Source organism: Lentzea waywayandensis (assembly GCF_900115955.1).
Classification (GTDB): domain Bacteria; phylum Actinomycetota; class Actinomycetes; order Mycobacteriales; family Pseudonocardiaceae; genus Lentzea; species Lentzea waywayandensis.
Map to the genome: position 1 here is coordinate 82,247 of NZ_FOYL01000002.1, position 26,999 is coordinate 109,245.

General features: G+C 69.6%; 1 protein-coding gene. It reads right to left on the reverse strand.

Translation table 11 applies throughout. The features are described from left to right. Nucleotides 1–156 precede the first annotated feature (156 nt). On the reverse strand, nucleotides 157–26,991 hold the full coding sequence (locus BM417_RS05430; protein ID WP_093588683.1) for a non-ribosomal peptide synthetase: 26,835 nt from the start codon (nucleotides 26,989–26,991) through the stop codon (nucleotides 157–159). Between the last annotated feature and the right edge of the window lie 8 nt (nucleotides 26,992–26,999).

The window sequence follows — 26,999 nt, forward strand, 5'->3', positions numbered from 1 at the left end:
CCCGATATGCGGTCATAGGACATCCGAATGAGGCTCATCAACAAGAGTCATCGCGCATTTAAAATGGCACGCCGAATAGACCTTTCGAACTCAGTGCAATTCACTGGTCCAATCGCGGAAAACCAGTGCGCTGGATGCCCCCCGAGGTTTTGCCGATCACCCACCCATCTGCTTGAGCACGGCCGCGAGACTCGCCTGATCGATGTTGGCCAGCGGGAAGTCGGACGGGGTGACGCCGCCGGCCCCTGACTGGCAGTGCTCCACCAACTCCCGCAGCACGTCCACATAACGCGCCGCGAGTCGCTCGACGGTCCCCTGCCTGTGCACGTTGGCGCTGAAATACCATTCGACCAGCAGACGGCCGTCCGATGTCTGTTCGACTTCGATCTGGAGCAGATGCGAACGGCTTCCCTGCTCGTTCTCCGTCGGTCCGCAGAGATCGGCGGGCAGTTCCCGACGAATCAGCCCGACCGCGTCGTCGCCCGCCGCGTCGAATGCGCCGAGGTAGTTGAACAACACGGGCCGCGCCGATGCGGTGACCAATCGTTCGTCGCGTTCCAGATAACGGAGAAGCCCGTATCCGACACCGCGCCGCGGCACAGTCCGCAACTGTTCCTTGACCGCCTTGATCAGCTCGCCGCTGTCGGTCAGCCTGCTGTGCCGCAGACGCACCGGGAAGATCGACGTGAACCACCCGACGGTCCGGGACAGGTCGACGCCGTCGGCGATCGCCTCGCGGCCGTGGCTCTCGAGGTCGATCGTGACGTCACCGGTGCCGGCCCACTCGCCCAGGGTCTTGAACAGCGCGGCCAGCAGCAGGTCGTTGATCTGCGTCCGATAGGCCTTGTGGGCCTCGCCGAGCAACACCTCGGTGGACTTCGCGTCGAGCCAGGTGCGCACGGTGTCGGCCGACGCCTCGGTGTTGGCACCGCGGCTGTCGACGGGCACCGCGGTGACCCGCTCGGTCTGCGCCGCCCAGTGATCGCGTTCGGCAGCGGGGTCGTCGGCGTGCAGCACCTCGGCCCACTGCTGGAACGAGGTCGTCTTCGGCCCGAGCGATCCGCTTCGGTAGGCGGTATCAAGGTCTTCCAGCAGGACGTTCCACGCCACGCCGTCCATGACGAAGTGGTGCGCGGTGAGCCCCAGCCACGCCGGGGCGGCACCGCGGTCGAAGTACAGCGCGGCCACCAGCGGACCGTCTGCCAGGCGCAACGACGTCTGCGCCGCGGTCATGTGCGCGATGACCTCGTCGTCGTCCTGGGCGGTGACGACGCGCAGGACTCCTTCCAGTTCACCGTCGTTGTCCTGCACCCAGACGTCCCCGTCCTGGCGGAACCTCATGCGCAGGGCGTCGTGGTGGGCGAGCACGGTGTCGAGCGCCCGCGCGAGCTTCGCCGGATCGGTGCCGGCCGCCAGCTCGAACACTCCCGACCAGTTCCAGTGGTCGCGGTCGGGGATGTCCTGCTCCACGAACCAGTGCTGAATCGGCGTGAGCGGGACCGGACCGGCGACGACACCCTGTTCGGCAAGCATGGCCTGGGGTGTGTCGCGCACGACGGGTGCAAGCTCGGCGATGGTCTGGTGGGCGAACACGTCCGCCACGTCCACACCCAGACCGGCCGCGCGTGCCCGCGCCACGATCTGCAGACTCAGGATCGAGTCGCCGCCAAGCTCGAAGAAGTTGTCGTGCACGCCAACGCGTTCCAGGCCCAGCACCTGCGACCACACCTCGGCCAGAACGTCCTCAATGGACGTACGAGGCGCCTCGAAGACCTCGGCCGCCGTCTCGGGCTCGGGGTCGGGCAGGCCGTTGCGGTCGACCTTGCCGTTCGGGGTGAGCGGGAGCCTGTCCAGTGCCACGAACACCGATGGCACCAGGTAGTCCGGCACCCGCTCGCGCAACCATGACCGCAGGTCCTTCGAGCTGAACTCGCCTTCCGCGACGACGTACGCGACGAGCCGCTTGCCGCCGTGCGGGCCGCCGTCCCGTGCCACCACAACGACATCACGCACACCGGCGTGGTCGCCGATGACGACCTCGACCTCACCCGGTTCGACGCGGTAGCCGCGGATCTTGACCTGTTCGTCGACCCGGCCGAGGAACTCGATCGTGCCGTCTGAGCGCCATTTCGCCCGGTCGCCCGTGCGGTAGAGCCGGCCACCGGCCATGCCGAAGACGTCCGGCACGAACCGTTCCGCGGTCAGGTCCGGCCGATTCACATAGCCACGAGCCACACCCGGACCACCGACCAGCAGCTCACCCGGAACTCCGACAGGGGCCGGGCACATCGCGTCGTCGACGATGACGGCGCGGGCCCCGGCGAGCGGCGTGCCGATGGGTACGACGGCCTGCGGGTGGTCGTCGCCGACCGGGTGGAAGATCGAGTCGATCGCGGCCTCGGTCACGCCGAACACGTTGCCCGGTATCGCGTTCGGCGCCACCTCGGCCACCGCAGTGGTGAGCGCGTCGTGCGTCCACATGTCGGTGCCGGAGATCACGAGCCGCAGGCTCTCGATCGGCCCGGCGCTGCGGCAGTGTGCCGCCAGATCCCGCAGGAGCATGCCCGGCACGATCTCCGCGATCGCGACACCGTCATTAGAAAGCGTGCTGTGCAAGGACTCCACGGAGACGTGCTCGTCGTGCGGCAGGAACACCACGGTCTGGCCGAACGCCAGCGCACGGGTCATGTCGCCGATGGAGACGTCGAAGCCCGGACCGGACATCGACAACACCGGGCCTGGGCCACCCAACTCGGCCAGCCCGTCCCGCCAACCCGCGACATAGGACGAGAGAGCGGCATGGGTGACGGCCACGCCCTTCGGGCGGCCGGTCGAGCCTGAGGTGTAGGCGATGTACGCCAGTGCGGAGGGGTCGATCGGGGTGGGCGACGGACCCGCGTTCACGGCCAAGCCGTCCACCAGCAGCACCTCCCCGCCGAACCCGGCCAACTCCCCCACCAACGCCGACACCGTGACCACAGCCACCACCCCGGCATCAGCCAGCAGGAACTCCAGCCGTTCAGCAGGAAGACCAGGATTGACCGGCACGTACACGCCACCGGAACGCAGCACGCCCTGGAACGCCACCGCCAACTCGATCCCGCGCGGCACCAGCACGGCGACCGGCGACTCCACCGTCACACCAGCCCGCTGAAGCCGAGCAGCCAACGCATCCGCCCGTGCGTCGAGCTCGGCGAACGTCAGGCGCTCGTCACCGCACTTCGCGGCCACGGCGTCGGTGTGCGCCCAGCCGTGGATCAGCTCGGGCACCGGCCGTTCGGCGACCGGTACCGGGGTCTCGCCCTGGGCGACGAGCGCGGCGGCCTGGTCCGGACGCTGCAACGGCAGCTCGGCGACGGGCAGTTCCGGCTCGTGGGCTACGGCGGTGAGGACGACGACGAGCTGGTCGAGAACGCGTTCGATCGTGGCCGCGTCGAACGCCGCCGTGGAGAACTCGGCCTCGATCTTGAGCGTGGCCTCCAGGTCGACCGCGAAGGTGAGCGGGTAGTTGCCCTGCTCGACGGACTCGACGGCGTCGGCCCAGTCCTCGCCGGCGTCGGCGGGTGCCTCCTCCTGCGGGTAGTTGCCGAACACGACGATGCTGTCGAACAACCCGCGGCCGTGCGGCACGGCGGACCACCGCTGCACGTCGACCAGCGGCGTGAACTCGAACCGTTGCAACGCGACCTGGTTGTCCCGCAGCTCGTGCAACCACGTCGAGAACGGCGTCCTGCCGGGGATCGCGGCCCGCACCGGCAGCGTGTTGATGAACAACCCGACCATCGACTCGACCCCGGCCAGATCGGCCGGGCGCCCCGACACGGTCAGGCCGAACACCACGTCGTCCTCGCCCGAGCCGGCGGACAGGACCTTGGCCCACGCCGCCTGCACGACCGTCGACAACGTGACGCGTTCGCGCCTGGCCAGTTCCACGAGCCTGGTGGTGACGTGCTCGTCGAGGTCCGTGCGCCGCCGGTCCTGGGCGTAGTGGCTCGCGGCCAGGCGGTCCACCGGCAACGCCGTGGGCGCCTCGAACCCGTCCAGGTAGGTGCGCCAGAACCCTTCGGTGGCAGCGGGATCGCGCCGGCCGAGCCAGGCGATGTAGTCGCGGTACGGACGCACCGGTCGCAGCGCCTGCCGCTGGTACGCGGCGGACACCTCGTCCATCACGACGGGCAGGCTCCACCCGTCGCACAAACCCTGGTAGAGGCCCCAGATCAGCCAGTTCTGCCCGTCACCCCGGTCGACCAGGTACAGGCGCGTCAGCGGCGGCCGCGCCAGGTCGAACCCGAGCGCGCGGTCGTCGGTCAGGAGATCCTGGAGCCGCTGCTGTTGCGCGGCCTCGTCCAGCTCCGACCAGTCGTGGGTGGTCAGCGGCACGTGGACGTCGGCCAGCACGATCTGCACCGGTTCGCTGACGCCCTCCCACACGAACCCGCTCCGGAGCGCGGCGTGGCGGCTGATCACCTGACGCCACGCTTCGGCCAGCCGTTCGGCGTCGATCGGACCGGCCAGGTCGTAGACGCCCTGACCCCAGTAGAGCCCGTCGCCTTCTTCCGGGGCGCCGACGACACCGAACAACATGCCCGACTGCACCGGTGCCAGCCGGTAGACGTCCACAAGGGACGGACTGCGTCTGGCCAGGCCGTCGACTTCGGCCTGGGTGAGGGACGCCAGCGGGAAGTCCGAGGGCGTGAACCCACAGACGGCCGACCGGCAGTGCTCGACCAGATCGCGCAACGCCTCGACGTACCGTGCCGCGACCCGTTCGACGGTGGCGGTGTCATGGCTGTTGGTCGAGTGGAACCACTCGATCGACAACCGGCCGTCGGCGGTCTGCTGCACCTCGAGCTGCACCAGGTGCGACCGCGTCCCGCCTTCACCTTCGCTCGGCCCGGCCAGGTCGCCGTCCAGTTCGCGGCGGATCAACCCGGCGGAGTCGTCCGCGTCGTACCCGCCGAGGTAGTTGAACAACACCGGCCTGGCCGGCGCCTCGGTCAGCTCGTTCCGCAGCCAGCGCAACACGCCGTAGCCCACGCCACGGCGCGGCACCGCCCGCAGCTGTTCCTTCACCGACTTGATCGCCGTCGCCGGGTCGCGCTCGTTCGTGAGGCGCACCGGGAAGATCGACGTGAACCACCCGACGGTGCGAGACAGGTCCGCGCCCTCGCGGCCGTGGCTCTCCAGGTCGACCGTGACGTGATCGGTGCCTGCCCACTCACCCAACGCCTGTGCCAAGGCCGCGAGCAGCAGGTCGTTGCCTTGCGTGCGATACGCCTTGTGCGCGTCGCCGAGCAGGGCCGCCGTCGTGTCCGCGTCCAGCCACGACTGCACGATCGCCTCGGACGCGTCCGTGTTCGGTCCGTCGCCGTCGGCAGGAAGCGTCACCACGTCCGCGGTCGCCGCAACCCAGTGCTCACGTTCGCTGCCGGCGTCGTCGTCCTGCAACTGCAACGCCCACTGCTGGAACGACGTCGTTTTCGGCCCGAGTCTGCCGCCGTTGTAGGCGGTGTCGAGGTCTTCCAGCAACACGTTCCACGACACGCCGTCCATCACCAGGTGATGGACGGTCAGTCCCAGCCACGCAGGCTGCTCGCCGCGTTCGAAGTACACGGCAGCAAGGAGCGGGCCGTCGGCCAGGCGCAACGACTTCTGCGCCGCGGTCATCTCCGTGACCACGTCCCCTTGGACAACGCGTAGGAACCCGCCGTCGACCGGAGCGTGGTACTGGCTTTCCGGGGTGAACCGGATGCGCAGCGCGTCGTGGTGCGCCACCACGGCATCGAGTGCCCGGCTCAGTCGGGCCGGATCGGTGCCGGGTGCGAGTTCGAAGATGCCGGACCAGTTCCAGTGGTCGCGGTTCGGGATGTCCTGTGCCAGGAACCAGTGCTGGATCGGCGTCAGCGGCACCGGTCCGGTGACGATCCCCTGCTCGGCGCTGGTCGCCTCCGGGGCGTTGCGCACGACCGGCGCCAACTCGGCCACCGACTGATGGGCGAACACGTCGGCCACGTCGATGCCGAGTCCGGCGGCGCGGGCCCGAGCCACGATCTGCAGACTCAGGATCGAGTCGCCACCGAGCTCGAAGAAGTTGTCATGAACGCCAACACGTTCGACACCCAGAACACCGCCCCACACGGCGGCGAGCGTCTCCTCGGCGGCGGTCCGTGGCGCGACGTACGCCTCGCCCGTCCTCTCCGGCTCGGGATCGGGCAGGCCTCGCCTGTCGACCTTGCCGTTGGGCGTCAGCGGCAGCCGCTCCAACGCGACGAACACCGAAGGCACCAGGTAGTCCGGCACTCGCTCACGCAACCAGGAGCGCAGTTCCAGACCGCTGGCATCCTCGGCCACCACGTACGCGACCAGGCGCTTGCCTCCGTGCGGCCCGCCATCCCGTGCCACCACAACGACATCACGCACACCGGGATGGTCACCGATGACTACCTCGACCTCACCCGGCTCGACCCGGTAACCGCGGATCTTGACCTGCTCGTCGACCCGGCCGAGGAACTCGATCGTGCCGTCCGAACGCCACTTCGCCCGGTCGCCCGTGCGGTAGAGCCGACCACCAGACGTGCCGAACACGTCCGGCACGAACCGTTCCGCAGTCAGGTCCGGCCGGCCCACATACCCCTGGGCCACACCGGAACCACCGACCAGCAGCTCACCCGGCACACCCACCGGAACCGGCCGCAGCGACCCGTCCACCACGAACGCCTGCGCGCCCGCGAGAGGAGTACCGATCGGGACCACAGCGGCGGGATGGTCCTCGGACACCGGGTGGAAGATCGAGTCGATCGCCGCCTCGGTCACACCGAACACGTTGCCCGGCACCGCGTTCGGTGCCACTTCTGCCACCGCGGTGGTCAGCGCGTCGTGTGTCCACATGTCGGTACCGGAGATCACCAGACGCAGGCTCTCGATCGGCCCGGCGCTGCGGCAGTGTGCTGCCAGGTCACGCAGGAGCATGCCCGGCACGATTTCCGCGATCGCCACGTCATGCGTACGCAGCGTGTGATGCAACGACTCGACCGACACGTGCTCGTCGTGCGGCAGGAACACCACCGTCTGACCGAACGCCAAGGCCCGTGTCATGTCCCCAATGGACACGTCGAACCCAGGGCCTGACATCGACAGCACCGTGCCCGGTCCGCCCAGCGCGGCCAACCCGTCACGCCACCCCGCCACATAGCTCGACAACGCGCCGTGGGTGACGGCGACGCCCTTGGGACGCCCGGTCGAACCCGAGGTATAAGCCACATAGGCCAAGGCAGAGGGGTCAATCGAGGTGGGCGACCAGCCGGAGCCGGTGGACAGGTCGATCGGGCCGAGCGGCAGGCGGGCGTCTTCGGACACGCCGTCCACCAGCAGCACCTCCCCGCCGAACCCGACCAACTCCCCCACCAAGGCCGACGTCGTGGCCACCGCCACCACCCCGGCATCAGCCAGCAGGAACGCCAGCCGTTCAGCAGGAAGCCCGGGGTTGATCGGCACGTACACGCCACCTGCGCGCAGAACCCCCTGGAAAGCGACCGCCAGCTCAAGTCCACGCGGCACCAGAACAGCAACCGACGAGCCGACCGCAACACCGGCCTGCTGAAGCCGAGCGGCCAGAGCATCGGCCCGAGCACCCAACTCCGCGAACGTGAGCCGTTCGTCGCCGCAGATGACGGCGACATCGGACGAAGCCCATCCGGCGACCAGGTCCGGCACCGGCCGTTCGGCCGCCGGCGTTGCCGTGCTGCCCCATCCGACGATCTCGGCGGCCTGGGCCGGGCGGTGCAGCGGAATGTCCCGAACGAGCAGGTCCGGCCGCCGCGCCACCGCCGTCAGCACGACCGCGAGTTGGTCGAGGATCCGTTCGACCGTCGCGGCGTCGAACGCCGCCGTGGAGAACTCGGCCTCGATCTTGAGCGTGGCCTCCAGGTCGACCGCGAAGGTGAGCGGGTAGTTGCCCTGCTCCACCGAGTCGGTGGCCTGCAACCAGTCCTCGCCCAGGTCCTCCGGCAGTTCCTCCTGCGGGTAGTTGCCGAACACCACGATGCTGTCGAACAACGCTCTGCCGTGCGGCACGGCCGACCACCGTTGCACGTCCACCAACGGCGTCCATTCGAACCGCTGCACCGCGACCTGGTTGTCCCGCAGGTCGTGCAGCCACGAGGTGAACGGCACGTCCGCGGGCACGACCGCCCGCACCGGCAGCGTGTTGATGAAGAGGCCGACGATCGACTCGACCCCGGCCAGGTCCGCCGGGCGGCCGGACACGGTCAGGCCGAACACGACGTCGTCCTCGCCCGCGGTGTCCGCCAGGACCTTGGCCCACGCGGCCTGCACGACCGTCGACAACGTCACGCGTTCGCGCCGGGCCAGTGCCACCAGCTCGGCCGTCACGTCGTCGTCGAGGTGGGTGCGCCGGCGATCCTGGTCGTAGTGGCTCGCGGCCAACCGGTCCGCGGGCAGCGGCGTCGGCGCCTCGAACTCGCCCAGATAGTTGCGCCAGAAGGCTTCCGGCTCGGCCGGGTCACGCCCGTCCAGCCAGGCGATGAAGTCCCGGTAGGGCCGGGTCGGTTCGAGGGTGCTGCCCTGGTAGGCGGCGGACACCTCGTCCATCACGACGGGCAGGCTCCACCCGTCGCACAAACCCTGGTAGAGACCCCAGATCAGCCAGTTCTGCCCGTTGCCGCGGTCTACGACGTACAGACGCATCAGCGGCGGGCGGGCGAGGTCGAAGCCGAGCGCGCGGTCGTCCGCCAGCAACTCCTGCAACCGCACCTGCTGCGTGGCCTCGTCGAGACCCGACCAGTCGTGGGCCGTCAACGGCACCTCGACATCGCCGAGCACGACCTGAACCGGCTCGGCGACGCCCTCCCACACGAACCCGCTGCGCAGGGACGCGTGCCGGGCGATCACTTCACGCCACGCCGCCGCGAACCGCTCGACGTCGATCGGGCCGGCCAGGTCGTAGACGCTCTGTCCCCAGTAGAGGCCGTCGACAGGAGAGCCCACGACGCCGAACAACATGCCCGACTGCACCGGCGCCAACCGATACACGTCCACCAGCGGATAACGTCCCGCGAGCCCGTCGATCTCGCCCTGTGCCAGCGACGCCAGCGGGAAGTCCGACGGCGTAAAGGCCGAGACCCCAGACCGGCAATGCGCCACCAACGCGCGCAACGCCTCGACGTACCGAGCCGCGACCCGTTCGACGGTGGCGGTGTCGTGCCGGTTGGTCGAGTGGAACCACTCGATCGACAACCGGCCGTCGGCGGTCTGCTGCACCTCGAGCTGCACCAGGTGCGACCGCGTCCCACCCTCGCCCTCGCTGGGCCCGGCCAGGTCGCCGTCCAGCTCTCGACGGATCAGTCCGGTGGAGTCGTTCGCGTCGTATGCGCCGAGGTAGTTGAACAACACCGGCCTGTCCGGAGCACCGGCCAGATCGTCCTGCAACCAACGCAAAGCGCCGTACCCGACACCGCGGCGCGGCACCGCCCGCAGTTCCTCCTTCACCGACTTGATCGCCGTGCCGGGATCGGTGTGACTGCTCAGCCTCACTGGGAAGATCGACGTGAACCACCCGACGGTGCGAGACAGGTCCGCGCCCTCACGGCCGTGGCTCTCCAGGTCGACCGTGACGTGATCGCTGCCGGTCCACTCACCCAGAGTCTGAGCGAGAGCGGTCAGCAACAGGTCCTGGCCCTGCGTGCGGTACGCCTTGTGCACCTCGCCCAACAGCGACGCGGTCGTCTCGGCGTCCAGCCACGACTGCACGATCGCCTCGGACGCGGCGCTGTTCGGGCCGTCGCCGTCGGCAGGAAGCTCGGCCACGTCCGCGGTCGCGGCGATCCAGTGGTCGCGTTCGCCGTCGTCCGCCTTCAGTTGCAACGCCCACTGCTGGAACGACGTGGTCTTCGGCGCGAGCTTTCCACCTCGGTAGACGGTGTCGAGGTCTTCCAGCAACACGTTCCACGACACGCCATCCATCACCAGGTGATGCACGGTCAAACCCAGCCACGCAGGCTCATCGCCACGATCAAAGAACACGGCTGCGATGAGCGGGCCATCGGCCAGACTCAACGACTTCTGCGACGCAGTCATCTCCGCGACCACGTCGTGCGCACCAGTGACACGCAGGTGGCCCGAAGTCTCGATGCCGGCGTTGTACTGGCTGTCCGGGGTGAACCGGATGCGCAGCGCGTCGTGGTGCGCCACCACAGCGTCGAGCGCCCGGCTCAGTCGATCCGGGTCGGTGCCGGGCGCCAGCTCGAAGATGCCGGACCAGTTCCAGTGGTCGCGGTTCGGGATGTCCTGCGCCAGGAACCAACGCTGAATCGGTGTGAACGGCACAGGCCCGGTGACGACCCCCTGCTCGGCCAGCGTCACCGCAGGAGCGTCACGCACCGCCAGAGCCAGCTCGGCAATCGTCTGGTGCGCGAACACGTCCGCCACTTCGACACCCAGACCGGCCGCACGAACGCGAGCGACGATCTGCAGGCTCAGAATCGAGTCGCCACCGAGCTCGAAGAAGTTGTCGTGCACGCCAACGCGTTCCGTGCCCAGCACCTGCGACCAGACGGCCGCCAGCGTTTCCTCGGCAGCGGTCCGGGGCGCCTCGTAGGCATCGGTGGTCTCGGGTTCGGGGGCGGGCAGACCTCGCCGGTCCACCTTCCCGTTCGGTGTCAGCGGCAACCGCTCCAGCGCCACGAACACCGACGGCACCAGGTAGTCCGGAACCCGCTCCCGCAACCAAGAACGCAGCGCCGAACCGCTGAACTCACCTTCCGCAACGACGTACGCAACCAGCCGCTTGCCGCCGTGCGGACCGCCATCCCTCGCCACCACAACCACATCACGCACGTCGGGGTGATCGCCGATGACGACCTCGACCTCACCAGGCTCGACCCGATAACCACGGATCTTCACCTGCTCATCGACACGACCCAGGAACTCGATCGTCCCGTCCGCACGCCACCGAGCCCGGTCGCCCGTCCGGTACAAACGCTCGCCGGAGCCGCTGAACACATCGGGCACGAACCGTTCCGCGGTCAGGTCGGGCCGGCCCACATAGCCTTGGGCCACACCGGAACCACCGACCAGCAGCTCACCCGGCACACCCACCGGAACCGGCCGCAGCGACCCGTCCACCACGAACGCCTGAGCACCGGCCAACGGCGTGCCGATCGGCACCACCGCCGCCGCGTGATCGTCGGTCACGGCGTGGAAGATCGAGTCGATCGCGGCCTCGGTCACACCGAACACGTTGCCCGGCACCGCATTAGGCGCCACCTCGGCAACAGCGGTCGTCAACGCGTCGTGCGTCCACAGATCGGTGCCCGAGATCACCAGGCGCAGGCTTTCCACAGGACCAGCGGTCCGGCTGTACGCGGCCAAGTCGCGCAACAACATGCCGGGCACGATCTCCGCGACCTCGACCTCGTGATCCACCAAGGTCTCGTGCAGCGACTCCACGGTCACGTGCTCGTCGTGCGGCAGGAACACCACGCGCTGACCGAACGCCAACGCACGGGTCATGTCACCGATGGACACGTCGAACCCAGGGCCTGACATCGACAGGACGGTGCCCGGTCCGCCCAGCGCGGCCAGTCCGTCCCGCCAACCCGCGACGTAGGAGGAGAGAGCGGCGTGGGTGACGGCCACGCCTTTTGGGCGGCCGGTTGAGCCTGAGGTGTAGGCGATGTACGCCAGTGCGGAGGGGTCGATCGGGATGGGCGACCAGTCGGGACCCGTGGACGGATCGATCAGGACGCGCGGGAGGCCGGCGTCTGCGGACAGGTCGATCGGGACGCGCGGCAGATCGGCGTCTGCGGACACGCCGTCCACCAACAGCACCTCCCCGCCGAACCCGACCAACTCCCCCACCAACACCGAAGTCGTGACCACCGCCACCACCCCGGCATCAGCCAGCAGGAACCCCAGCCGTTCAGCAGGAAGCCCAGGATTGACCGGCACGTACACGCCACCCGAACGCAACACACCCTGGAACGCCACCGCCAGCTCAAGCCCACGCGGCACCAGCACGGCAACGGACGAGCCGACCACCACACCGGTCTGCTGGAGCCGAGCAGCCAACGCATCCGCCCGCGCGCTCAGCTCGGCGAACGTCAGACGTTCCTCACCGCACACCACGGCGACCTCAGCCGAGGCCCACCCGGCGATCAGCTCCGGCACCGGCCGCTCGGCGGAGGGCACCGGGGTCGCGCCCCACACCACCAACTCCGCCGCCTGCTCGGGACGCTGCACCGGCACGTCCCGGACGGCGAGCTCAGGCCGTTCCGCCACTGCGGTCAGCACGACCGTGAGCTGGTCGAGGATGCGTTCGACCGTCACAGCGTCGAAAGCAGCCGTCGAGAACTCCGCCTCGACGCGCAACGTGCGTTCCAGGTCCACGGCGAAGGTGAGCGGGTAGTTGCCCTGCTCGACGGAGTCGGCGGCCTGCGCCCCGCCCAGATCCTCCGGCAGCTCCTCCTGCGGGTAGTTGCCGAACACCACGATGGAGTCGAACAACGCCCTGCCGTGCGGCACGGCCGACCACCGCTGCACGTCCACCAACGGCGTGTACTCGAAGCGTTGCAGCGCAACCTGATTGTCCTGCAGCTCGGGCAGCCACGCGCGGAACGGCGTGTCCGTCGGCACCGCGGCTCGCACCGGCAGCGTGTTGATGAACAGGCCGACCATCGACTCGACTCCGGCCAGGTCGGCCGGGCGGCCGGACACGGTCAGGCCGAACACCACGTCCTCGTCGCCCGAGTACGTCGACAGCAGCAGCGCCCACGCCGCCTGCACGACCGTCGACAGCGTCACGCGCTCGCGGCGGGCCAGTTCGACCAGCTTGGCGGTGACGGTCTCGTCCAGGTGCGTGCGGCGCCGGTCCTGGTCGTAGTGGCTCGCGGCCAGCCGATCGACCGGAAGTGCCGTAGGAGCCTCGAAACCGCCCAGGTAGGTGCGCCAGAACCCTTCGGACTCGGCCGAGTCACGCCGGCCCAGCCACGCGATGAAGTCCCGGTAGGACCGCACGGGCTCAAGAGACTTGCCCTGGTAGATGGCGGACACCTCGTCCATGACGACGGGCAGACTCCACCCGTCGCACAAACCCTGGTACAGGCCCCACACCAGCCACAGACGACCTTCACCGCGGTCCACCAGGTACAACCGCGTCAATGGCGGCGCGGCCAGATCGAAGCCCAACGCCCGATCCTCGGCCAGCAGCTCACGCAATCGCGCTTGCTGTTCAGCGTCGCCGAGACGAGACCAGTCGCGTTGCTCCAGCGGGACATCGACGTCCGCGAGCACGACCTGAACCGGTTCGCTGACGCCCTCCCACACGAAGCCGCTGCGCAACGCGGCGTGCCGGGCGATCACCGACCGCCAGGCGTCGGCAAGCCGCCCGGTGTCCAGCGGACCGGTCAGGTCGTAGACCCCTTGGCCCCAGTAGAGGCCGTCGACGGGAGAGCCCGCGACACCGAACAACATGCCCGACTGCACCGGCGCCAACCGGTGCACGTCCACCAGCGGATAGCGCTCAGCCAGCCGGTCGACCTCGTTCTGCGCCAACGACGCCAACGGGAAGTCCGACGGCGTGAAGCCCGAGGCCCCGGAACGGCAATGCGCTACCAACTCACGCAACGCCTCGACGTACCGAGCCGCGACCCGTTCGACCGTGGCGGTGTCGTGCCGGTTGTGACTGAAGTGCCACTCGACCTGGAGGCGTCCGTCCGCGTCCTGCTGGGCTTCGATCTGGAGGAGGTGCGACCTCGTCCCGCCCGGCCCCTCGCTCGGACCGGCCAGCTCGGCGGGCAGTTCCCGGCGGATCAGACCGACCGAGTCGACGGCGTCGAACGCACCCAGGTAGTTGAACAACACCGGCCGATCCACCGCATCGGCCAACTCGCCCCGCAGCCAACGCAAGGCTCCATAGCCGACGCCGCGACGCGGCACCGCGCGCAGCTCCTCCTTGACGGCCTTGATCGCCGCCGCCGGAGCGTCCTCGTGCGTGAGGCGGACAGGGAAGATCGACGTGAAGTATCCGACGGTGCGCGACAAGTCCACGCCGTCCGCCACCGCCTCGCGGCCATGGCTCTCCAGATCGACCGTCACGTGGCCGGTGCCCGCCCACTCCCCCAGTGCCTGGGCGAGAGCGGCCAGCAGCAGGTCGTTGCCCTGGGTGCGGTAGGCGCGGTGTGCGTCGCTGAGCAGCGCTGCGGTGGTGGCGGCGTCCAGCCAAGTCCGCACGACACCGGCCGACGTCTCGGTGTTGAGCCCGCGACGGTCCTGCGGCAGTTCCACGACGTCAGCGGTCTGGGCCAGCCAGATCTGGCGCTCCGCCTCGGCGTCCAGTTCCTGCAGAACCTCGGCCCACTGCTGGAACGACGTCGTCTTCGGCCCGAGCTTTCCACCCCGGTAGACGGTGTCGAGGTCCTCCAGGAACACGTTCCACGACACGCCGTCCATCACCAGGTGGTGGACGACGAGCCCCAGCCACGCGGGCTCCGAGCCACGATCGAAGAACACGGCCGCCACCAGCGGACCATCCGCCAGCCGCAACGACGTCTGCGCGGCGGTCATCTCCGCGACCACAGCCTCGTCCCCGTTGACGACCCGAAGGAATCCTCCGTCGCCGACGGGCGCGTTGTGCTGGTCGGCGCCGAACCGGATGCGCAGCGCGTCGTGGTGGGAGACAAGGGCGTCGAGCGCCTGGCCAAGGCGGGCAGGGTCGGTACCGGGTGCCAGTTCGAAGATGCCGGACCAGTTCCAGTGGTCGCGGTTCGGGATGTCCTGCGCCAAGAACCAGCGCTGGATCGGTGTCAGCGGAACCGGTCCGGTGACAACGCCCTGTTCAGCCAGAGTCACCGCAGGCGTGTCGCGCACGACACCTGCCAGGGCGGCGACCGTCTGGTGGGCGAACACGTCCGCCACGTCCACACCCAGACCGGCCGCGCGAACGCGCGCGACGATCTGCAGGCTCAGGATCGAGTCGCCACCGAGCTCGAAGAAGTTGTCAAGCACCCCAACGCGTTCGACACCCAGCACACCGCTCCACACCGCCGCCAAAGTCTCCTCGGCGGCAGTCCGGGGTGCGACATAGGCCTCGCCCGTCGTCTCCGGCTCCGGATCGGGCAGTCCACGACGGTCGACCTTGCCGTTGGGCGTCAGCGGCAACCGCTCCAGCGCCACGAACACCGACGGCACCAAGTAGTCCGGAACCCGTTCCCGCAACCAAGAACGCAGTGCCGAACCGCTGAACTCGCCTTCCGCTACAACGTAGGCAACCAGCCGTTTACCGCCGTGCGGCCCACCATCGCGTGCCACCACAACGACATCACGCACGTCCGGGTGGTCGCCGATGACGACCTCGACCTCACCGGGTTCGACGCGGTAGCCACGGATCTTGACCTGCTCGTCGACCCGGCCCAGGAACTCGATCGTGCCGTTCGAACGCCACTTCGTCCGGTCGCCCGTGCGGTAGAGCCGGCCACCAGCACCGAACACGTCGGGCACGAACCGCGCGGCGGTGAGGTCGGGGCGGCCCAGGTAGCCACGAGCCACACCCGCGCCACCGACCAGCAGCTCACCCGGAACGCCGACGGGAACCGGCCGCAGCGCGGAGTCGACGACGACAGCGCGAGCGCCGGCCAACGGCGTACCGATGGGCACCACGGCCGCAGGGTGGTCCTCCGTGACGGCGTGGAAGATCGAGTCGATCGCCGCCTCGGTCACACCGAACACGTTGCCCGGCACCGCATTAGGCGCCACCTCGGCAACCGCGGCGGTGAGCGCGTCGTGCGTCCACATGTCCGTACCCGAGATCACCAGGCGCAGGCTCTCCACCGGACCAGCGGTCCGGCAGTACGCGGCCAGGTCGCGCAGCAGCATGCCGGGCACGATCTCGGCGACCTCGATCTGGTGCCCCACCAGCGTGGCGTGCAGCGACTCCACCGACACGTGCTCGTCGTGCGGCAGGAACACCACGCGCTGACCGAACGCCAACGCACGGGTCATGTCACCGATGGACACGTCGAACCCAGGGCCCGACATCGACAAAACCGGACCAGGTCCGCCCAACGCGGCCAGCCCGTCCCGCCAACCAGCCACGTAAGAGGAAAGAGCGGCATGGGTGACGGCCACGCCCTTGGGACGGCCGGTCGACCCTGAGGTGTACGCGATGTACGCCAGGGCGGAGGGGTCGATCGGCGTGGGCGACCAGCCGGCGTCCGTAGGCAGGTCGATCGGGGCGAGCGGCTCGCCGGTGGCGACGGACAGGTCGATCGGGGCGGGTAGCGGGCCAGCGTGCGCAGCCACGTCGTCCACCAGCAGCACTTCCCCGCCGAACCCGGCCAGCTCCCCCACCAACGCCGACGTCGTCGCCACCGCGACCACACCGGCATCAGCCAGCAGGAACTCCAGCCGTTCAGCAGGAAGACCAGGATTCACCGGCACATACACGCCACCAGAACGCAACACACCCTGGAACGCCACCGCCAGCTCAAGCCCACGCGGCACCAACACAGCAACCGGCGACTCCACCACCACACCGGCCTGCTGGAGCCGAGCAGCCAACGCATCCGCCCGCGCGCCCAACTCGGCGAACGTCAGCCGCTCATCCCCGCACACCACAGCGACCTCAGCCGAGGCCCACCCGGCGATCAGCTCGGGCACGGGCGCCTCGGCGACCGGGATCGGGGTCTCGCCCCATGCCACCAACTCGGCGGCCTGTTCCGGGCGTTGCAACGGCACGTCCGCGACCGTCAGCTCCGGCCGTTCCGCGACGGCCGTCAGCACGACCACCAGCTGGTCGAGGATCCGTTCGACCGTCACGGCGTCGAAAGCAGCCGTCGAGAACTCCGCCTCGACGCGCAACGTGCGCTCCAGGTCGACCGCGAAGGTGAGCGGGTAGTTGCCCTGCTCCACCGAGTCGACGGTGGCGTAGCCGTCGGGGATCGCGGCCAGGTCGTCCGGTAGTTCCCGGTGGGGGTAGTTGCCGAACACGACGATGGAGTCGAACAGCGCGCGGCCGCCCGGAACAGCCGACCAGCGCTGCACGTCCACCAACGGCGTGTACTCGAAGCGTTGCAGCGCGACCTGGTTGTCGCGCAGCTCGCGCAGCCAGGACGTGAACGGCACGTCCGCGGGCACCACGGTCCGCACCGGCAGCGTGTTGATGAACAGGCCGACCATCGACTCGACGCCGGTCAGATCGCCCGGACGACCGGAGACGGTCAGACCGAACAGCACGTCGTCCTCACCGGACGACGCCGACAGGACCTTGGCCCACGCCGCCTGCACGACCGTCGACAGCGTCACGCGCTCACGCCGCGCCAGCTCCACCAACTTGGTGGTGACGGCCTCGTCCAGCGTGGTCTTGCGGCGGTCCTGCGCGTAGTGGCTGGCCGCCAGCCGGTCCACCGGCAACGGCGTGGGCGCCTCGAAGCCGTCGAGGTTCTTCCGCCAGAACCCTTCGGACTCGTCCGGATCACGTCCGTCGAGCCACGCGATGAACTCGCGGTAGGACCGCGCCGGAGCGAGCGACGCACCGTCGTAAGCCGCCAGCACCTCGTCCATGACGACGGGCAGGCTCCACCCGTCGCACAAACCCTGGTACAGGCCCCACACCAGCCACAACCGGCCCTCGCCGCGGTCCACCAGGTACAACCGCATCAACGGCGGCGCGGCCAGATCGAAGCCCAGCGCCCGATCCTCGGCCAACAGGTCGCGCAACCGGACGTGCTGGGTGTCCGAGTCCAGGCCGGAGAAGTCGCGCACCTCGACCGGAACGCCGACATCGGCGAGCACTACCTGCACCGGTTCGCTGACGCCCTCCCACACGAACCCGCTGCGCAGAGCGGCATGCCGGCCGACCACCGACCGCCACGCCCGCGCCAGCCGTTCGGCGTCGACCGGACCGGCCAGGTCGTAGACGCTCTGCCCCCAGTAAAGACCGTCGACAGGAGAGCCCACGACGCCGAACAACATGCCCGACTGCACCGGCGCCAACCGATACACGTCCGTCAGCGGATAACGCCCAGCGAGCCCGTCGAACTCGTTCTGCGTCAACGACGCCAACGGGAAGTCCGACGGCGTGACACCGGAAACTCCGGACTGACAGTGCGCCACCAACGCGCGCAACGCTTCGACGTACCGGTCGGCGATCCGCTTCACGGTGCCTGCGAGATGCAGGTTCGTGCTGTACAGCCAGTCGATCCGCAGCCGGCCGTCGTCCGCGCGGACGACCTCCAACTGCAGCGGGTAGGCCCGCGTCCCACCAGGCCCCTGCATCGGACCGGCCAGTTCGGCCGGAAGCTCGCGCCGGATCAGCCCGACCGAGTCGACGGCGTCGAAAGCACCCAGGTAGTTGAACAACACCGGCCGATCCACCGCATCGGCCAACTCACCTTGCAACCAGCGCAAAGCGCCATAGCCCACACCACGGCGCGGCACAGCACGCAACTGTTCCTTGACCGCCTTCACCGTCGCGCCAAGACCTTCGTGCCGGCTCAGCCGCACCGGGAAGATCGACGTGAACCAGCCGACCGTGCGCGACAGATCCAGATCCTCGCGACCGTGGCTCTCCAAGTCGACCGTGACGTGATCGGTGCCTGCCCACTCCCCCAGGACGTTCGCCAGGGCGGCGAGCAACAGGTCGTTGGCCTGCGTCCGATAAGCCTTGTGCGCCTCGCCGAACAGCGCGGCGGTGGCGTCGGCGTCCAGCCAGGTGCTCACCACGGCACCGGACGCCTCGGTGTTCGGGCCGGCGCCGTCGACCGGCAGCGCGACCACGTCCGAGGTCGCCGCGACCCAGTGGTCACGTTCCCCGCCGGCCTCCAGCTCCAGCAGGTGTTCGGCCCACTGCTGGAACGAGGCCGTCTTGGGCCCCAACGCCTCCGAGCGGTACGCGGTGTCGAGGTCCTCCAGCAGCACGTTCCACGACACGCCATCCATCACCAGGTGATGCACGGTCAAACCCAGCCACGCGGGCTCGGAGCCGCGATCGAAGAACACGGCCGCGACAAGCGGACCATCGGCCAACCGCAACGACTTCTGCGCCGCGGTCATCTCGGCGACCACAGCCTGATCACCATCGACGACGCGCAGGAACCCGCCGCCGTCGACCGGCGCGTTGTGCTGCTCGGCGCCGAACCGGATGCGCAGCGCGTCGTGATGGGAGACAAGGGCGTCGAGCGCCTGTCCCAACCGGCCAGGATCGGTGCCGGGGGCCAGTTCGAACATGCCCGACCAGTTCCAGTGGTCGCGGTCGGGGATGTCCTGTGCCAGGAACCAGTGCTGGATCGGCGTCAACGGCACCGGTCCGGTGACCACACCCTGCTCCGCCAGCGAGACCACCGGCGTTTCGCGCACGGCGAGAGCAAGCTCGGCGACCGTCTGGTGGGCGAACACGTCCGCCACGTCGACGCCCAGATCCGCCGCGCGCACCCGCGCCACGATCTGCAGGCTCAGGATCGAGTCGCCGCCAAGCTCGAAGAAGTTGTCATGAACGCCAACACGGTCAACACTCAGCACGCCACTCCACACCGCCGCGAGCGTCTCCTCGACAGCGGTCCGGGGCGCGACGTACGTCTCGGCGAGAATCTCCGGCTCCGGGTCGGGCAGACCACGACGGTCGACCTTCCCGTTCGGCGTCAGCGGCAGCCGATCCAGGGCCACGAACACCGACGGCACCAGGTAGTCCGGCACCCGCTCCCGCAGCCAAGAGCGCAGGACCGATCCGCTGAACTCGCCTTCCGCGACGACATACGCGACAAGGCGCTTACCACCGTGCGGCCCACCATCCCGTGCCACCACAACGACATCACGCACGTCGGGGTGGTCGCCGATGACGACCTCGACCTCACCAGGCTCGACCCGATACCCACGGATCTTCACCTGCTCATCGACACGACCCAGGAACTCGATGGTCCCGTCCGCACGCCAGCGAGCCCGGTCACCGGTCCGGTACAACCGCCCACCAGACGCGCCGAACACGTCGGGAACGAACCGCTCCGCCGTCAGATCCGGCCGGCCCACGTACCCCTGCGCCACACCTGACCCACCCACCAGCAGCTCACCGGGAACACCCACCGGTACCGGCCGCATCGTGGAATCGACCACGACCGCCCGAGCCCCGGCCAACGGCGTGCCGATCGGCACCACCGCGGCGGGATGATCCTCACCGACCGGGTGGAAGATCGAGTCGATGGCCGCCTCGGTCACACCGAACACGTTGCCCGGCACCGCATTAGGCGCGATCTCGGCAACAGCGGTCGTCAACGCGTCGTGCGTCCACATGTCCGTACCGGAGATCACCAGGCGCAGCGACTTGACCGGGCCGACCTCCCGGCAATGCGCGGCCAGGTCACGCAACAGCATGCCCGGCACGATCTCCGCGACCTCGACCTCGTGATCCACCAAGGTCTCGTGCAGCGACTCCACCGTCACGTGCGAGTCGTGCGGCAGGAACACCAACGTCCGGCCGAACGCCAGCGCACGCGTCATGTCCCCGATGGACACGTCGAACCCAGGGCCCGACATCGACAGCACCGTGCCCGGACCACCCAGGTCGGCGAGTCCTTCCCGCCATCCCGCCACGTACGACGACAACGCCGCGTGCGTCACCGCCACACCCTTGGGTCGCCCAGTCGAGCCCGACGTGTAGGCCACGTACGCCAATGCGTCGGGATCGATCCGCACCGGCAACGCACCGAAACCCGGAGACACGTCGTCGAGCACCAGCACCCGGTCGAACCCGGCCAGCTCACCGGCCAGAGCCGAGGTGGTGACCGCCACCGCAGCACCGACGTCGGCCAGCAGGAACGCCAGACGTTCGGCGGGAAGCCCAGGGTTGATCGGCACGTACACGCCACCGCTGCGCAACACGCCCTGGAAGGCGACCGCCAGCTCGATCCCGCGTGGCACCAGCACGGCGACCTTCGAACCGACCGTCACGCCGGCGTCCTGGAGCCGGCCGGCCAGCGCTTCGGCCCGGAAACCCAGGTCGGAGAACGTCAGGCTCTCCGCACCGCACACCACGGCGACCTCGGGCGAGATCCGGGCCCAGCCGTCGATCAGGTCCGGCACCGGCCGTTCGGTGGCGGGCTCGGGAGTCTCTCCCCACGCCACCAAAGCCGCGGCCTGCTCCGGCCGCTGCAACGGCACGTCCCGCACGGCCAGGTCAGGCCGCTCCGCCACGGCGGTGAGCACGACCATCAGCTGGTCGAGGACGCGTTCGACCGTCGCGGCGTCGAAGGCGGCGGTCGAGAACTCGGCCTCGATCTTGAGCGTGGTATCGACGTCGACCGCGAGGGTGAGCGGGTAGTTGCCCTGCTCCACCGAGTCGAGCAGCGGCGACAGCTCGAAGTCGGCGACACGGGTCTGGCCGCCGGGGTAGTTGCGCAGCACGACGATGCTGTCAAACAACGCGCGGCCGCCGGGCACTGACGACCAGCGCTGCGCGTCGACCAACGGCGTGTACTCGAACCGTTGCACCGCAACCTGGTTGTCCCGCAACTCGCGCAACCACGACGTGAACGGCACGTCCGAGGGCACCACGACCCGCACCGGCAACGTGTTGATGAACAGACCCACGGTCGACTCGACACCGGTCAGCTCGGGCGGGCGGCCCGACACCGTGAGGCCGAAGACCACGTCGTCCTCACCCGAGGTCGCCGACAGCACCTTGGCCCATGCCGCCTGCACCACCGCCGACAGCGTCACGCGCTCGCGGCGGGCCAGGTCGACGATCTTGGCCGTGACGTCCGCGGACAGCGCGGTCCGCCGCCGGTCCTGCGCGTAGTGGTTGGCCGCCAGGCGATCCACCGGCAACGGCGTCGGCGCCTCGAAACCGTCCAAACAGGACCGCCAGAACGCCTCGGACTCGTCCGGATCACGCCGGTCCAGCCACGAGATGAACTCCCGGTACGACCGCACCGGCGCGAGCGGCGAGCCGTCGTAGGCGGCCAGCACCTCGTCCAGGACGACCGGCAGGCTCCACCCGTCGCACAGACCCTGGTACAGCCCCCAGACCAGCCAGTACTGCCCAAGACCTCGATCGACGAGGTACAGGCGCGTCAACGGCGGCGCGGCCAGGTCGAAGCCCAGCGCCCGATCCTCGGCCAGCAGCTCACGCAGGCGATCCTGCTGGGTGTTCCCGTCGAGGCCGGAGAAGTCGCGCAGCTCAAGAGGAACGTCGACGTCGGCCAGCACGACCTGCACCGGTTCGCTGACGCCCTCCCACACGAACCCGCTGCGCAGCGCAGCCTGGCGGGCGACCACCGAACGCCACGCACCGGCGAGCCGGTCGGCCTCGACGGTGCCGGTGAGCTCGTAGATCCCCTGGCCCCAGTAGAGCCCGTCGTCCTCGGCCGGCGCGCCCACGACCCCGAACAGCATGCCCGACTGCACCGGCGCCAGCCGGTACACGTCCGCCAGCCCAGGGAACCGCGCCGCCAGCCGGTCGATCTCGTTCTGCGTCAACGACGCCAGCGGGAAGTCCGACGGCGTGACACCCGAGACGCCGGACCGGCAGTGCTCGACCAGCGCCTCCAGTTCCCGCCGGTAGGTCTCGGCCAGCCGTTCGACCGTCGCCGCCTCGTGCAGGCCGGCGCTGTAGTGCCACTCGACCTGAAGCTGCCCGTCCGCGGTGCGGGTCACTTCGAGGTTGAGCACGTGGGACCGGGTGCCCCGCCCAGCCGTCGCGGCGCCCCGCAAGGCCACGGGCAGCTCGCGGCGCAGCAGATCCCCGGCGCCCGCGGCGGAACCCAGGTAGTTGAACAGCACCGGACGTTCCGGCGCGTCGGCCAGATCGCCGTGCAGCCAACGCAACGCGCCGTAGCCCACACCGCGGCGCGGCACAGCGCGCAGCTGTTCCTTGACGGTCTTCACCGTCGCGCCGAGATCCTCGTGGCGGCTCAGCCGCACCGGGAAGATCGACGTGAACCAGCCGACCGTGCGCGACAGGTCCATCCCGTCGGCGATCGCCTCGCGACCGTGGCTCTCCAGGTCGATGGTCAGCTCATCGGTGCCAGCCCACGGGCCCAGCGTGCGCACCAGCGCCGCCAGCAGCAGATCGTTGCCCTGCGTGCGATACGCCTTGTGCGCGTCGCCGATCAACGCGGCGGTCGTCCCGGCGTCCAGCAGCGTCGTGTGGATCCGGGCGGAGCGTTCGTCGTTGAGCCCGTCGCCGTCGACCGGCAGCGCGACCACGTCCGACGTCGCCGCGACCCAGTGGTCCCGTTCGCCGCTGGGGTCGAGCGTCTGGAGCCGGTCGGCCCACTGCCGGAACGAGGTGGTCTTCGGTCCGAGCCTTCCGCCCCGGTAGACGCTGTCGAGGTCCTCCAGCAGCACGTTCCACGACACGCCGTCCATCACCAGGTGGTGGACGACGAGCCCCAGCCACGCGGGCTCCGAGCCACGATCGAAGAAGACCGCCGTCACGAGCGGACCATCGGCCAGCCGCAACGACTTCTGCGCCGCGGTCATCTCGGCGACCACCGCCTCGTCACCTTCGACGACGCGCAGGAACCCACCGCCGTCGACAGGAGCGTTGTGCTGGCCGTCGGGCGAGAGCCGGAGGCGCAGCGCGTCGTGATGGGCGACGAGCGCGTCGAGTGCCCCGGCCAGCCGACCAGCGCTGGTACCCGGTGCCAGCTCGAACACGCCCGACCAGTTCCAGTGGTCCCGGTCGTCGATGTCCTGCGCCAGGAACCAGTGCTGGATCGGCGTCAACGGCACCGGACCGGTGACCACACCCTGCTCAGCCAACGTCACCACAGGGGTGTCGCGCACGACGGCCGCCAGTTCGGCAACGGTCTGGTGGGACAGCACCTCGGCGACGCCGAGCCCCAGACCGGCGGCACGGGCGCGCGCCACGATCTGCAGGCTCAGGATCGAGTCGCCGCCCAGTTCGAAGAAGTTGTCGTGCACGCCGACGCGGTCGACGCCCAGCACCTGCGACCACACGGTCGCCAGGGAGTCCTCAATGGACGTTCGGGGTGCCTCGTAGGCCTCGGTCGTCTCGGGTTCGGGGTCGGGCAGACCGCGGCGGTCGACCTTGCCGTTGGGCGTCAGCGGCAGCCGATCCAGCGCCACGAACACCGACGGCACCAGGTAGTCCGGCACTCGCTCACGCAACCAGGAGCGCAATTCAAGACCGCCGGCGTCCTCGGCCACCACGTAGGCGACCAGGCGCTTGCCACCGTGCGGCCCGCCATCACGTGCCACCACAACGACATCACGCACACCGGGATGGTCACCGATGACTACCTCGACCTCACCCGGCTCGACCCGATAGCCACGGATCTTCACCTGCTCGTCGACCCGGCCCAGGAACTCGAGCACTCCGTCGGCACGCCACCTCGCCCGGTCACCCGTGCGGTACAACCGTCCACCGGACTGGCCGAACACATCGGGCAGGAACCGTTCCGCGGTCAGATCCGGGCGGCCCACATAGCCCTGCGCCAGACCTGCACCACCGACCAGCAGCTCACCCTCGACGCCGACGGGCACCGGCCGCAGCAGACCGTCCACGACGTAGGTGCCGACACCGGCCAGCGGCCCGCCGATCGGGACGATCTCGCCCTCGTGCTCCGGCCGGGCCGTGACCGGGTGGAAGATCGAGTCGATCGCGGCCTCGGTCACGCCGAACACGTTGCCCGGCAAGGCGTTGGGCGCCACGGCCGCGACGGCGGACACGAGCGCGTCGTACGTCCACATGTCCGTGCCGGAGATGACCAGGCGCAGCGAGTCGACCGGACCCGCCTCACGGCAGTGGGCGGCGAGATCGCGCAGCAGCATGCCGGGCACGATCTCGGCGACCTCGACCTCGTGGTCGAGCAACGTGCGGTGCAGGGACTCGACCGACACGACCTCGTCGTGCGGCAGGAACACCACGGTCTGGCCGAACGCCAGCGCACGCGTCATGTCGCCGATCGACACGTCGAACCCGGGGCCTGACATGGACAGCACGGTGCCCGGTCCGCCCAACTCGGCCAGTCCGGCACGCCAGCCCGCCACGTAGGACGAGAGAGCGGCATGGGTGACGGCCACGCCTTTGGGGCGGCCGGTCGAGCCTGAGGTGTAGGCGATGTACGCCAGTGCGGAGGGGTCGATCGGGGTGGGCGACCAGCCGGGACCTGCGGACGGGTCGATCGGGACGCGCGGCAGATCGGCGTCTGCGGACAGGTCGATCGGGACGCGCGGCAGGCCGGCGTCTGCGGACAGGTCGATCGGGACGCCCGGCAGATCGGCGTCTGCGGACACGCCGTCCACCAGCAACACTTCCCCGCCGAACCCGGCCAACTCCCCCACCAACACCGACACCGTGACCACCGCCACCACCCCGGCATCAGCCAGCAGGAACCCCAGCCGCTCAGCAGGAAGCCCAGGATTCACCGGCACGTACACGCCACCAGAACGCAACACACCCTGGAACGCCACCGCCAACTCGAGCCCACGCGGCACCAGCACGGCGACCGACGAACCCACCGTCACACCGGCCCGCTGAAGCCGGGCGGCGAGCGCACCGGCCCGTTCCCCGAGCTCGCCGAACGAGATCCGGTCTTCGCCGCACACGACCGCAGGCTTCTCCGGCCGAGCCGCGACGTGGCTCGCGATGAGGTCGGGAACACTCGAGGTGCTGACCGGCGCGGCTCCTGCTCCCCACTGCCCGGTGAGGCGTGAGTCCACAGTGGATGGAGACGCGACTTCGTCGACCGGCCCGCGGGCGAGCCGGTCGAGCACGTCCAGGAAGCGTTCCTCGTGCAGTGCCAGTTCGGCGTCGGCGGCCACGCCGTCCTCGACGTCGACGTCCAGCCAGGCCTGGTCACCACGGGACCAGCCGTAAGTGGTGACGGTGAGGTCGCGAATGGGGCCGACCGCCAGGTTGCGGGGCGCGTCGGCGTGCACGTCGGGCCCGAAGTCGCGCGGCCGGTTGAAGTCGACGACGTTGAGCGTGGGACCGAACCAGGCGCCGGTGCCGGTGACTCCGAGATGCCGGGCGAGATCCTCTCCCCGGTACCGCGAGTGGGCCGTGATCTCGGCCAGCCGTGCTGTGGTGGCCTCGGCGAGTTGCCGCACCGTCGTGTCCTGAGGCAGGTGCAGGACCACCGGTGCGACGCCGGCCAGCAAACCGGGAGTCGCGCGGGTCAGCGGACTGCGGCGGGCGGCCGTGGGGAGGCTGAACACCACGTCGTCGCGATCGATCAGCTGCCGCTGATAGGCGGCGAACGCCGCCACGAGGAAGTGCGGGACGCGCAGACCGAGCTCGGCGCAGCGGGCGAGAACCGCGCCGCGCAGCGCCGCGTCGACCGCGACCGTGCGCCGCCGTGAGGGCCGCTGCCGTTCCGGGCGGCGTTCGTCCTGACGACCGCGCACGGTGTCGGAGACCGAGTCCAGCCAGTACCGCTCGTCCGCGGCCCGGTCGGCAGATCGCTGGTACGCCTGGTCTTCCGCGACGACGTCGGCCCAGGCACCGAAGTAACGGGGCCGGTGCCCGCCTGCGTAGACCTCCGCCACGCGTTGCGTGAGCAGGTTGAACGAGAAGATGTCCGAGATGAGGTGGTGCGCGCGGTGGTACCACCAGTTCTCGCCGTCGGCGACGCGCAGCAGCGTCCACCGCCAGAGCGGTGCCGTGCGGTGGTCGATCGGCCGGGCGCCGTCGGCGTGCATCCACGCCCGCGCCGCAGCCGCCGGATCGTCCTCCGAGCGCAGATCGACCACCGGCATGACGTCGGCGGGCAGCTCGTCGGCGAACGCCTGCCACGGCGCGCCGTCCGCGTGCTCGCCGAAGAACAGCCGATAGGCGTCGGACTCCCTGGCCACGACACGGGCGCTCGTGCGCAGGAGCTCCTCGTCGAGAGGACCGCGAAGCACCACGTACTGAGCAGGGTTGAACTCCGGAGCGTCCCCCAACAGCTCCGCCGACAACCACATGTCCACCTGCGCCGCGGTCAGCGAGTGCCGAACGCCAGGCGCACCCCCCTCGACCACTGAACCGC